The following is a 12,413-nucleotide window of genomic DNA, read 5'->3' as shown; positions in this document are numbered from 1 at the left end:
GACTTGTCAGCAAACCGAATCCTCTGATCGAGATACACAAGTGATCGAAAATCTACGCAACATCGCCATCATTGCCCACGTTGACCATGGTAAAACCACCCTGGTAGACAAACTCCTGCGTCAATCCGGCACTCTGGAGCGCAACGAGCTCAACGACGAGCGCGTGATGGACTCCAACGACCAGGAAAAAGAGCGCGGTATTACCATTCTGGCGAAAAACACCGCCATCAACTGGAACGGCTACCACATCAACATCGTGGACACCCCGGGCCACGCCGACTTCGGCGGCGAAGTTGAACGCGTAATGTCGATGGTTGACTCCGTTCTGCTGCTGGTTGACGCTCAAGACGGCCCTATGCCGCAAACCCGTTTCGTGACCAAGAAGGCTTTCGAAGCCGGCCTGCGTCCAATCGTGGTGATCAACAAGGTTGACCGTCCAGGCGCGCGTCCGGACTGGGTTCTGGACCAGATCTTCGACCTGTTCGACAACCTCGGTGCTACCGAAGAACAACTGGACTTCCAGGTTGTTTACGCCTCGGCCCTGAACGGCATTGCCGGTCTGGATCACACCGCCATGGCTGAAGACATGACCCCGCTGTACCAAGCGGTAGTCGACCACGTTCCGCCTCCGGCCGTTGACCGTGACGGCGCGTTCCAGATGCAGATCTCCGCTCTGGACTACAACAGCTTCCTGGGTGTTATCGGCGTTGGCCGTATCGCTCGTGGCCGCGTCAAGCCGAACACCCCGGTTGTGGCTATCGGTGCCGACGGCAAGCGTCGCAACGGTCGTATCCTGAAACTGATGGGTCACCACGGTCTGCACCGCATCGACGTTGAAGAAGCTGCAGCAGGCGATATCGTTTGCATCAGCGGTATGGACTCGCTGTTCATCTCCGACACCCTGTGCCACCCGGACACCGTCGAGGCGATGAAGCCTCTGACCGTTGACGAGCCAACCGTTTCGATGACCTTCCAGGTAAACGACTCGCCATTCTGCGGTAAAGAAGGCAAGTTCGTGACGTCCCGTAACATCAAGGACCGTCTGGACAAAGAGCTGCTGTACAACGTTGCACTGCGCGTTGAAGAAGGCGACACCGCTGACAAGTTCAAGGTTTCCGGCCGTGGTGAGCTGCACCTCTCGGTACTGATCGAAACCATGCGTCGCGAAGGCTTCGAGCTGGCCCTGGGCCGTCCGGAAGTGATCATTCGCGAAGTTGACGGCGTCAAGCAAGAGCCGTTCGAAAACGTGACCATCGACATCCCTGAAGAAGCTCAGGGCAAGGTCATGGAAGAGATGGGTCTGCGTAAAGGCGACCTGAGCAACATGGTGCCGGATGGCAAGGGCCGTGTTCGTCTGGAATACAACATCCCTGCTCGCGGTCTGATCGGTTTCCGTAACCAGTTCCTGACCCTGACCAACGGTGCTGGCATCCTGACCTCGATCTTCGATCGTTACGACACCGTCAAGTCGGGCCACATGTCCGGCCGTCAGAACGGCGTTCTGGTTTCGGTTGAAACCGGCAAGGCACTGACCTACTCGCTGGAAACCCTGCAGGCTCGTGGCAAGCTGTTCGTAGAACACGGCCAGGAGATCTACAACGGTCAAATCGTTGGTCAGAACAGCCGCGACAACGACCTGGGCGTTAACCCTACCAAGGGCAAGAAGCTCGACAACATGCGTGCTTCGGGTAAAGACGAAACCATCGCTCTGGTTCCACCAGTGAAGTTCACTCTGGAACAGGCTCTGGAATACATCCAGGAAGACGAGCTGTGCGAAGTGACTCCTAAGTCCATCCGTCTTCGCAAGAAGATCCTGGACGAAAGCGAGCGTACCCGCGCTGCCAAGAAAGCCAAGAACTGAGTCATTAGTTCAGGCTGAATGAAAACGCCCCCGGTCGCGAGACCGGGGGCGTTTTTGTTTGTCTGGAGGAAATGCAGTTGGGTCTTGAAGATCAAGAGCCCCTCACCCTAGCCCTCCCGAAACGTCGGACCGCCCGTAGGGAGAGGGGACTGACCGAGTTGTTCTTTGGCTTTGCATCGATCTGAGTAATCGAGTCGACCTCAGGTTTGGAAGCGACAGAGATCGGCTCCCTCTCCCTCGGGAGAGGGCTGGGGTGAGGGGCTGGGGTTTAACGGCTACCGAAGAACTCAGCGTCGTTCAGAAGCGCTCGATCGCGCGGAAATTCTGCTCGCGCACCACTTCCTTTGGCTTATAAGCGCAATACCCCGGACGCGGGCCGATCTTCGGGTGATTGCGGCAGGTATCCGGGCGCTTGTCATAAATGGTGCACAGGCGGCTCTTACGATCCAGGTAGTAGCAATCGTTGTTGCTCATGCGCTGCAGCGTGAAGATGCCGGACTTCTGGTTGAAGCGCTCGACCAGGCCTTCTTTCTGCAAACGCTTGGCAATGTTCTTCGGCGGGTCACCGAGTTCGAACTCGTCGACCACACCGATGCGCACCAGATCCTTGATCTTCACCTCAACCGGCAGCGTGCAGCAGCTGGATATGCAGGAACCGCACATCGGGGCTGAGTATTTTGCCCACGTATCGAGACGATCGATCTCGGCGGCGGCAATCAGGTTGGGCTTCATCATCGGGAGTTACCAGGCGTGTGTGCATCAGGGCGCGCGATCATACCGGGACTGGTGGATTTTTGAACAACCTTTCGCCAGATTTTTTCTGCGTGCAGGCACATTGCCGGAAAATTCGGCACGGCCCCTGCATTCATTAGCTCATCCGCCAGGGTAATGCCGGGCCAGCTCACAGTCTCAGGAAAAACTGCCGAACCAGAGCCTCGACCGTCGGTCAGACCGACTAGGCTCAGACAATTCCACGCTCGCTCGAGGTCCTATCGATGACTCAAGAACCACTAGTTCGCGAAGCAGAGGTGGCCGCATTCCGCGACGCCGTCCTGACCAAACTCACCTATGCGGTGGGCAAAGACCCCGATCACGCTTTCGACCATGACTGGTTCGAAGCCATCGCATTGGCTGCGCGCGATCACATGGTCGAACACTGGATGGACCACACCCGGCAGATTTACCGCAAAGGCCAGAAGCGGGTGTATTACCTCTCGCTGGAATTCCTCATCGGCCGTTTGCTCTACGACAGCCTGAGCAACCTCGGCCTGCTCGACGTCGCCCGTGAAGCGTTGACCGAACTCGGTGTTGATCTGGAACGCATCCGCTTGCTGGAGCCCGACGCGGCGCTGGGCAACGGCGGCCTCGGTCGTCTGGCGGCGTGCTTCATGGAAAGCATGTCGACCCTCGGTATCGCCGGCCATGGCTATGGCATTCGGTATGAGCACGGCTTGTTCCGCCAGGCCATTGTCGACGGCTGGCAGCAGGAGCAAACCGAGCACTGGCTGGATTTCGGTAATCCATGGGAGTTCGAACGGCCAGAGGTCGTCTATTCAATCGGCTTCGGCGGCAGCGTCGAGACCGTCACCGACGTTTCCGGCAAATCCAAACAGGTCTGGTCGCCAGCGGAAACCGTCCGCGCGATTGCTTACGACACGCCGGTGGTCGGCTGGCGCGGGGCGAGCGTCAACACGCTGCGCCTGTGGCGTGCCCGCGCCATGGAAGACTTGCACCTGGAGCGCTTCAACGCCGGTGACCACTTGGGCGCCGTTGCCGAAGTGGCCCGCGCCGAAAGTATCTCCCGCGTGCTCTACCCGGCGGACAGCACCGAAGCGGGGCAGGAGCTGCGCCTGCGTCAGGAATACTTCTTCGTCGCCGCCTCGCTGCAGGATCTGCTGCGTCGTCACCGCAACATGCACACCTCGGTACTGACCTTGGGCGATCACGCGGCGATCCAGCTCAACGACACCCACCCTTCAATTGCTGTTGCCGAACTGATGCGCCAACTGGTCGACGTCTACGACGTGGCGTGGGATGCGGCGTGGCAAGTCACCGTCGACACGCTGTCGTACACCAACCACACGCTGTTGCCGGAAGCGCTGGAAACCTGGCCGGTGGGTTTGATGGAACGTATGTTGCCGCGCCACATGCAGATCATTTACCTGATCAACGCTCAGCACATCGATTCGCTGCGCGCCAAGGGCATTCACGATTTCGACGTGCTGCGTGCGGTGTCGCTGATCGAAGAAGACAACGGTCGCCGGGTGCGCATGGGCAACCTTGCGTTTCTCGGTTCGCACAGCGTCAACGGCGTGTCCGGGCTGCACACGCAGTTAATGCGCAAAACCGTGTTCGCCGAACTGCACAAGCTCTATCCGGAGCGGATCAATAACAAAACCAACGGCATTACCTTCCGCCGCTGGTTGTATCAGGCCAACTCCGAACTGACCTCAATGCTGGTCGATGCGCTGGGGCCCGATTTGCTGGATAACCCGGAAGAGCGCCTGCTCGATCTCGAACCGTTCGCTGAAAAAACCGCATTCCGCAAAGCCTTCGCCGAGCAACGCCTGCATAGCAAAAAGGCTTTGGCCTATCTGATTCACGAACGCTTGGGCATCGCAGTCAACCCTGCTGCCATGTTCGATGTGCAGGTCAAACGGATCCACGAATACAAACGCCAGTTGCTCAACCTGCTGCACACCGTGGCGTTGTATCAGGCGATTCGCGCCGAGCCGGAAGTCGACTGGGTGCCACGGGTGAAAATCTTCGCCGGTAAAGCGGCGGCGAGTTATCACCAGGCCAAACTGATCATCAAGCTGACCAACGATATCGCCCGGGTGGTCAACAACGACCCAACCGTGCGCGGCCTGCTGAAAGTGGTGTTCCTGCCTAATTACAACGTCAGCCTGGCGGAAAGTATTATTCCGGCGGCGGATTTGTCCGAGCAGATTTCCACCGCCGGTTTCGAGGCCTCGGGCACCAGTAACATGAAGTTCGGCCTCAACGGCGCGCTGACCATCGGTACGCTGGACGGCGCCAACGTCGAGATGTGCGAGCGCATTGGTGCCGAGCACATGTTCATCTTCGGCCTCAGTGCGCAGCAGGTGGAAGCGCGTAAACAGAACCACGAGTTCAGCGCCTTGCCGGACATCGCCGCCTCTCATCGTCTGAACGATGTGCTGCAAGCGATCCGTGGCGGGGTGTTCTCGCCGGATGACACTTCGCGCTACACCGGGTTGATCGATTCGCTGGTGGATTACGACCGCTTTCTGGTCTGTGCCGATTTCGACTCTTATTGGGAAGCGCAGAAGCGTGTTGAAGCGCATTGGCACGACTCCAACAACTGGTGGCGTTCGGCAGTGCTCAACACGGCGCGGATGGGCTGGTTCTCGTCCGACCGGACAATTCGCGAGTACGCCACGGAAATCTGGAAAGCGCTGGAGTAACTTTCCGCAACAAATGTGCGCAAGGCCCAACGTTTGTTGGGTCGGATCGATATACTGAGCGCCGGTTACCGGTAGCTCCAGTCACCACCAATCCAATGTGGGAGCGAGCCTGCTCGCGAAGCGGTAGTCAGGTTAAACAGAAATGTTGGCTGACAAACCGCTTTCGCGAGCAGGCTCGCTCCCACAGGGTTTGTGCCTAGACTGAAGCAATCGCCGGACTCGCCCCGTCTTGGGGCTGCTTAGGGATATCGACCATGCAATGGATGTTCATGTTGATCGGGCTGGTGCTCGGCTGGCTGCTTGACGAGTCGTTCAGCGCGGCTTTGTTGGGCGCGTTGCTGGGGCTGGCGATCGGGCAAACGATCCGCATCGCTCGGCTTGGCTCGCTGACGACGGCGCAACAGCAGCAACTTGAGCAGGCGAAAGTCGCTTTGCAGGGTGTCGAGCAACGTCTGTTTTTGCTGGAGGGCGCGCCCCTTCATGCTGCCCCTCCACCGAGTGCGGCGCCGGTTACCGAGCCCGTCGTAGAACCCGTCAAAGCCGCCGAAGAAGCCCCGGCCCCTGAACTGGTCTGGGAACTGCCGCCCGAACTCGAACCGATTTCCGCCGCCGCCAGTGAAACCAGTCAACCGTTGCCCGCCGATGTCTGGCGCCTTGACGCCGTCACGCCTGAACCGCAACAACCTGCCGAACCCCGTGGCCCGAACCTTATCGAACGCGGCATCAGCGCTGCGCGTAACTGGCTGTTCGGCGGCAACACCGTACTGCGCGTTGGCGTGGTGTTGCTGTTCTTCGGTCTGGCGTTCCTGCTGCGCTACGCCACCGAAGGCATGGTCGTGCCGATCGAGGTGCGCTACGCCGGTGTTGCGGCAGCTGCGTTGGGCTTGCTCGCGCTGGGCTGGTGGCTGCGGTGGCGCAACAGCAGTTACGCGTTGATGCTGCAAGGCACCGGGATTGCGGTGCTGTACCTGACGGTGTTTGCGGCGATGCGTCTGCACCCGTTGCTCGATCCGTCCGCCGCGTTGGGATTGCTGGTCGCAGTGACAGTCTTCTCGGCGATTCTGGCAATCACCCAAGACTCGCTGGCGCTCGCCGCTGTGGCCGCACTGGGCGGATTCGCTGCACCGATCCTGACCTCGACCGGCGCCGGCAACCACGTCGCGCTGTTCAGTTATTTCGCACTGCTCAATGCCGGCATTCTTGCCATCGCCTGGTTCAAGGCCTGGCGCCTGCTCAACCTGATCGGTTTTGTCGGCACCTTCGGTATCGGCTTCGCCTGGGGCCTGCGTTCGTATGCGCCGGAGTTGTTGTGGAGTACCGAGCCGTTCCTGATTCTGTTCTTCCTGATGTACCTCGCTATCGGCCTGCTGTTCGCGCGGCGCAAGTTGCGCGACATGCCTGATGCGCCGGCAAATGACGACCGCGAAGCGTTGTTGCAGTGGTCAGCACGCAAGGGCGATTACGTTGACGGCACCATGCTTTTCGGCCCGCCGATTATTGGCTTCGGTTTGCAGTTTGCGCTGGTGCAGCATCTGGAATTTGCCGCCGCGTTCAGTGCGCTCGCACTGGGCATGATCTACATGGCACTGGCCAGGGTATTGATGGGCGGCCGTGCGGTGCTGCTGGGCGAAACCTGTCTGGCGCTCGGGGTGATTTTTGCCAGTCTGGCGATTCCGCTGGGTCTCGATGCGCGCTGGACGTCGGCGGCATGGGCGGTGGAAGGTGCGGGGATTTTCTGGCTCGGTTTACGTCAGCATCGACCGTTCGCCCGGGCCTTTGCCTTGCTGCTGCAATTGGGTTCGGCGTTGGCATTTCTCAGTCAGTTGCACGTCGGCGAGAGCAGTTTGCTCGACGGTGCGCCGCTGGGCGCGTTGATGCTCGGTCTCGCGTTGCTGTTCAGTTTCTACCAATTGCGCAAGGCTTCGCCGGAACAAGCCGCGCCCTGGGAACGTCAAGGTTTGCCGGTGCTGGCGTGTCTGGGTTTGACGTTCCTCTATCTACTGGCGCCGCTGTTCTTCTTCGTTCAGGCCACGGCGATCAGTTGGGCGTTGGCCGGTTTGGTGACGTTGTTTGTCGGTCTGCGGATTCAGTCGCGTACGTTCCTGTTCAGCGCGTTTGCCGTGCAGTTGCTCGGCGGCGCGCTGTTCTTGGTGCGACTGCAAGGCGCGGGCGAAGATTCGGCGGCGGTGTTCAGTGCGGGTTGGAGCGGCTTGCTCAGCGCTTCGTTGATCGGTCTGGCGCTGATCGCCGGCATGCTGTTGGCGGCTCGCGATGAGATGGTGCGCGGTGATGTGCGTCTGCTGCGCGGGCTGTCGGTGGTGTTGCTGGCCGGGTTGGTGTTGATCAATCTCGCGGTGTTGTTTGTCCTGCCGTGGCAAACGGCGAGCTCGGTGTGGGCGGCGAGTGGTTTGCTGATCATCTGGCTGAGTCTGTACCTCAAGCAACGCGTGAGTTTTGTCTTCGGCCTGCTATTGCAGGTGATTGGCGGCGCGGCGTTCTTGCTGGCCAGTCCGGAACTGCTCGGGCCGCTGTCCAGCGAAGGCCTGAAGCCGTTGGCCCACGGTGGATTCTGGACGCCGCTGGTGCTGGGGCTGGCGGCGATGATCGGTGCCTGGCGCCTGCAGTTGGGCAATCACGCCTCGGCCTTCGATGCGTTGAGTCTGCAGCGCTTGTCCGAAGTGTTGTTGCTGTGGGGTGCCGGTTGGTGGGCGCTGGCGTGGGTCAGTGAAGTGCTGCGTTTTGCGCCGCCGACTCTGCAGGGCACTTTGCTGCTGTTGGTCGCCGCCGTCAGCGTGGCGTTGTGGACGCTGCTGTCGCTGCGTCTGAAATGGCCAGCGCTGGGCCTGCTCTGTACGTTGCTGATTCCGACGTCTGCTGTTGTGCTGCTCGGCGCGTGGCATTCGCGTTATCACCCGGCTGCTGATTTCGGCTGGCTGGCGTGGGTAGCAGTGTTCGCTGTGCATTTCTTCAGCCTGCGACGTTTGGCGCCGATGCTGCCGGCGCGCGCCTTGAGTGCGGCACATGTACTCGGCTGCTGGCTGCTGATCGGTGTGCTGGCGCTGGAGTTGCGCTACGGTCTGCTGCTGTTGTCCGAGCAATACAACGCCTGGCGCTGGCTGGGCTGGGCGATTCTGCCGAGCGTTTATCTGTTGTTGGCAGCGGCCCCGCGCAGTTGGCCGTGGCCGGTCGCCGCGTTTGCCCGCGAGTACCGTTTGTATGCGGCTGCGCCGTTGGCGGTGTTGATGCTCGCGTGGTTCTGGCTGGCAAATGGTGTCAGCGATGGCAACGCCGAGCCATTGCCATACGTGCCGCTGCTTAACCCTTTGGAGTTGGGCCTGCTGTTCGCGTTGTTCGGCGTTTATGTGTGGTCGCGCAGTGCAGTGTCGCAATTGTCGATTCGTCAGGACTACGCCGATTACGGCACGCAACTGATCGCCGGGGTTTCGCTGTTCGCCTTCTGCACGGCGCTGGTCACTCGCGCAGCGCACCATTGGGCCGGTATCCCGTTTGAGCTGGATACGCTGCTCGGCTCAATGTTGGTGCAGGCCGGATTGTCCATCGTCTGGACGCTGATGGCGCTCGGGTTGATGATCGGCGGCCATCTGCGTCATCGTCGCGAAGTGTGGCTGATCGGCGCGGCACTGATTGCGCTGGTGGTGGCCAAACTGATTTTTGTCGAATTGAGCAACCGTGGCGGCCTCGCCCGGATCGTCTCGTTTATCGGCGTGGGCGTGTTGCTGCTGGTGGTCGGCTATTTCGCGCCGCTGCCGCCCAAACGCGTTGAAGCTGAGCCGGCGGCGGACAAGCCCGTCCCGGACACCGAAGGAGTTTCATCTTGAGTCGTATGCTGAATCTGGGTTGGTTGGCGTTGGCCGTGGTGATGGCGGCTGGCGCTCAGGAAAAACCGGCGGACTTCGCCACGCAGGTGCCGCTGGCGGTCAGCGGCAATGGCCCGTGGTATCGCCTCGAATTGCCATTGAGTGTGCAATTGCAGGCACGCCAGACCGATCTCAGTGACCTGCGCGTGTTCAACGCCGCCGGCGAACCGCAAGCCTATGCGCTGGCCCGCGAATCCGCGCAAACCCGCGACGACGGCCAGTTGCACGAAGTGAAGTGGTTCCCGCTGTACAACGCCGCCGACGCCAGCGAACGCGCGCCGAACGTGCGTGTGCAAGCGACCACCAACGGCACATTGGTTGAAGTGCAACCGTCCAGTCAGTTGGAAGCGGGTGAAGAGATTCTGCGCGGCTGGCTGTTGGACGCGAGTGCGATCAAGGCGCCGTTGCAGCAGTTGATCCTCGACTGGACCAGCGAGCGCGACGGTTTTCAACGCTTCAGCATCGAGGCCAGTGACGACCTGCAACATTGGCAGCCATGGGGCGAAGGGCAGGTGGCACGGCTGACCTTTTCCGATGAGCGCATCGAGCAGCATGAGGTGACGTTGCCGGGGCAATCGGCGCGTTATGTGCGGTTGCTGTGGGAGTCGCCGAACTCGGCGCCGATCCTGACGGCGGCACAATTGAAAAGCAGTGATCCGCGCAATGTTCCGCTGCCGTTGGTCTGGTCGCAGGCATTGGCCGGCAGCAGCACCAAGGCCGGGGAATACACCTGGCAGTTGCCGATGGGGCTGAACGTTGAACGTGTGCAGGTTGAGCTGAAACAGCCAAACAGTCTGGCGCCGGTGACATTGATGGGGCGACGTGAAAGCAGCCTGCCGTGGCAGGAACTGAGCAATGGCTTGCTCTATCGCTTGACCCAGAATAATCAGGATGTAGTGCAGAACGAATTGCAGCTCTACGGGCAGACTGTGCAGCAGTTGAAGCTGACGGTGGATGAGCGTGGCGGTGGTCTGGGCGAGCAAACGCCGAGTCTGAAATATGCGGTGCGGGCGACGCAGGTGATTTTCCTTGCGCGCGGGGAGGGGCCATACAGTCTGGCGCTGGGTAACCCGAGTGTGAAGACGGCGAATCTGCCGTTGGCGACGCTGATTCCGGATTTCAAACCGGAGAAGCTGGCGGCGCTGGGGAAGGCGTCGGTGCAGGGTGAAGCGGTGGTTACGCAGACTTCGACGGCTACCACGGCGGCAGTGGCTGAGACCAACTGGAAGAAGATCGGCTTGTGGGCCGTGTTGTTGCTGAGCGTGGTTTTTCTCGGGGCGATGGCGTTCAGCCTATTGCGCAAGCCACCTGCCAACAGCTGAGAATGGCTGGCGCTGCGCGCCATTCGCGAGCAGGCTCGCTCCCACAGTGGATGTGTGAACGACGCAGGCTCGCGAAGGCGGCTTCTCAATCAATACATATCCCAAGCTGATCACCTTCGTCCGATTTCCAACTACGCTAAACCCGCTACCTGAACTCTCCACCCACATTCACGTCTCATGCAGGCAAATACACCCCAACGCACGTTACCGGGCGTCTTCGCTCGCTACGTTTTCAGACTCCCTGTAAACTGCGCGGGTTTTTAGCCCCCCATTCCACCGGAGCCGTCCATGTCCCGCGTTACCCTGAGTCGCTATTTGATTGAGCAGACCCGCAGCAATAACACTCCTGCCGATCTGCGTTTCCTGATCGAAGTGGTGGCGCGTGCCTGCAAGGAGATCAACCACGCCGTGTCCAAAGGCGCCCTGGGTGGTGTTCTGGGCAGCATGGGCACCGAAAACGTGCAAGGCGAAGTGCAGAAGAAGCTCGACGTGATCTCCAACGAGATCCTGCTCGAAGCCAACGAATGGGGCGGTCACCTGGCCGGCATGGCGTCCGAAGAAATGGACAATGCCTACCAGATCCCGGGCAAATACCCGAAAGGCGCGTACCTGCTGGTATTCGACCCACTGGACGGTTCGTCGAACATCGACATCAACGCCCCGGTCGGCACCATCTTCTCGGTACTGCGTTGCCCGAACGAATACCTGAGCCAGAACGAGCCGCTGAACGAGAAAGCGTTCCTGCAGCCAGGCACCCAACAGGTTGCCGCCGGTTACGCGATCTACGGTCCACAGACCATGCTGATCCTGACCTTGGGCGACGGCGTCAAAGGCTTCACCCTCGACCGTGAAATGGGCAGCTTCGTGCTGACTCACGAAAACATCACCATTCCTGAATCGACCCAGGAATTCGCCATCAACATGTCCAACCAGCGTCACTGGGAAGCTCCGGTACAACGCTACGTGGGCGAGCTGCTGGCCGGTGAAGAGGGTCCGCTGAAAAAGAACTACAACATGCGTTGGGTCGCGGCGATGGTTGCCGACGTACACCGCATCCTGACCCGTGGCGGTCTGTTCATGTACCCGCGCGACAGCCGTGAGCCATCCAAGCCAGGCAAACTGCGTCTGATGTACGAAGCCAACCCGATGTCGTTCCTGGTGGAACAAGCGGGCGGCGCGTCCACCGACGGTCACCAGCGCATTCTCGACATTCAGCCAGAAGGCCTGCACCAGCGCGTAGCGGTGTTCCTCGGCTCGAAAGAAGAAGTCGCACGCGCGACGGCCTACCACAAGGAATAAACCATGACCGCGCCCTGGCAGCCGTTGCTCGATTGGTGGTTCGGACATGCCGAATCTCCCGACGAGATATCGGCTGACAAGGGCAAGTTGTGGTTTGGCAAGCGAGACAGCCAGGACCTCGAAGCGCGTGAGCGTTTCGGGGTCTTTGTCGATCAGGCCTTGGCCGGCGAATTGACCGAGTGGACGCAACGTCCCGAAGGCTGGCTGGCGCTAGTGCTCCTGCTCGATCAACTGCCGAGAATGATCTTTCGCGATACTCCAAAAGCATTTTCCGGTGATCTGCGCGCGCAGAAACTCGTCGCTCAAGGCATTGCGGCGGATTTTGATCGGCAGTTGAAGCCGATTCAGCGTGTGTTTATTTATCTGGTGTTCGAACACTGCGAAAACCTCGCGGTGCAGAACGAAGCGGTTTCCAGGTTTATAGAACTGGTGGCTGAACAGCCGGAAGGTGAGCGGGCGGTGTTTGCCGACAATCTGGATTATGCCGAGCGGCATCAGAAAGTGATCGCGCGGTTTGGCCGCTTTCCGCATCGCAATGCGGTGTTGGGGCGGGAGTCTACGGCGGAGGAGTTGGTGTTTCTCGGTGAGCCTGGATCACGGTTCTAAA

At 60.1% G+C, this 12,413-nt stretch carries 7 protein-coding genes; 6 read left to right on the top strand and 1 reads right to left on the bottom strand.

Features of this window, described 5'->3' with window-relative positions; genetic code table 11:
• Positions 1 to 40 precede the first annotated feature (40 nt).
• Complete coding sequence (gene typA, locus L8H52_RS23130) at positions 41 to 1,861, top strand: translational GTPase TypA (protein WP_016985747.1); 1,821 nt, start codon at positions 41 to 43, stop codon at positions 1,859 to 1,861.
• 297 nt (positions 1,862 to 2,158) lie between these two features.
• On the opposite strand, the gene L8H52_RS23125 is transcribed toward typA, so the two are convergent.
• On the bottom strand, positions 2,159 to 2,596 hold the full coding sequence (locus L8H52_RS23125; RefSeq protein ID WP_236427908.1) for a YkgJ family cysteine cluster protein: 438 nt from the start codon (positions 2,594 to 2,596) through the stop codon (positions 2,159 to 2,161).
• 260 nt (positions 2,597 to 2,856) lie between these two features.
• On the opposite strand from L8H52_RS23125, the gene L8H52_RS23120 reads away from it, so the two are divergent.
• The 5 genes from L8H52_RS23120 (at position 2,857) to L8H52_RS23100 (ending at position 12,412) form a co-directional block, all read left to right on the top strand.
• Complete coding sequence (locus L8H52_RS23120; RefSeq protein WP_242208895.1) at positions 2,857 to 5,307, top strand: glycogen/starch/alpha-glucan phosphorylase; 2,451 nt, start codon at positions 2,857 to 2,859, stop codon at positions 5,305 to 5,307.
• A 254-nt stretch (positions 5,308 to 5,561) separates the two neighbouring features.
• The gene (locus L8H52_RS23115) at positions 5,562 to 9,146 is read left to right on the top strand and encodes a DUF2339 domain-containing protein (RefSeq protein WP_242208896.1); all 3,585 of its coding nucleotides are present in this window, start codon (positions 5,562 to 5,564) and stop codon (positions 9,144 to 9,146) included.
• On the top strand, positions 9,143 to 10,507 hold the full coding sequence (locus L8H52_RS23110; RefSeq protein WP_242208897.1) for a DUF3999 domain-containing protein: 1,365 nt from the start codon (positions 9,143 to 9,145) through the stop codon (positions 10,505 to 10,507). The genes L8H52_RS23115 and L8H52_RS23110 overlap by 4 nt, the downstream gene beginning before the upstream one ends.
• Before the next feature lie 288 nt (positions 10,508 to 10,795).
• Positions 10,796 to 11,806 (top strand): class 1 fructose-bisphosphatase, encoded by a 1,011-nt coding sequence (locus tag L8H52_RS23105; protein ID WP_008080580.1) that lies wholly within the window; start codon positions 10,796 to 10,798, stop codon positions 11,804 to 11,806.
• A gap of 3 nt (positions 11,807 to 11,809) precedes the next feature.
• On the top strand, positions 11,810 to 12,412 hold the full coding sequence (locus L8H52_RS23100) for a DUF924 family protein (RefSeq protein WP_242208898.1): 603 nt from the start codon (positions 11,810 to 11,812) through the stop codon (positions 12,410 to 12,412).
• The last annotated feature ends 1 nt before the right edge of the window (position 12,413 follow it).

The organism is Pseudomonas sp. CROZ-RG-20F-R04-15 (genome assembly GCF_022662375.1).
Taxonomy (GTDB): Bacteria; Pseudomonadota; Gammaproteobacteria; order Pseudomonadales; family Pseudomonadaceae; genus Aquipseudomonas.
The sequence above is the reverse complement of the archived record's forward strand: the minus strand, read 5'-3'. Positions and strand labels throughout refer to the sequence as shown.

Excerpts from the sequence above, each read along its gene's own strand:
- L8H52_RS23100 (WP_242208898.1), top strand. The coding sequence starts at position 11,810 with ATGACCGCGCCCTGGCAGCCGTTGCTCGATTGGTGGTTCGGACATGCC.
- L8H52_RS23115 (WP_242208896.1), top strand. The coding sequence starts at position 5,562 with ATGCAATGGATGTTCATGTTGATCGGGCTGGTGCTCGGCTGGCTGCTT.
- L8H52_RS23105 (WP_008080580.1), top strand. The coding sequence starts at position 10,796 with ATGTCCCGCGTTACCCTGAGTCGCTATTTGATTGAGCAGACCCGCAGC.
- L8H52_RS23125 (WP_236427908.1), bottom strand. The coding sequence starts at position 2,596 with ATGATGAAGCCCAACCTGATTGCCGCCGCCGAGATCGATCGTCTCGAT.
- L8H52_RS23120 (WP_242208895.1), top strand. The coding sequence starts at position 2,857 with ATGACTCAAGAACCACTAGTTCGCGAAGCAGAGGTGGCCGCATTCCGC.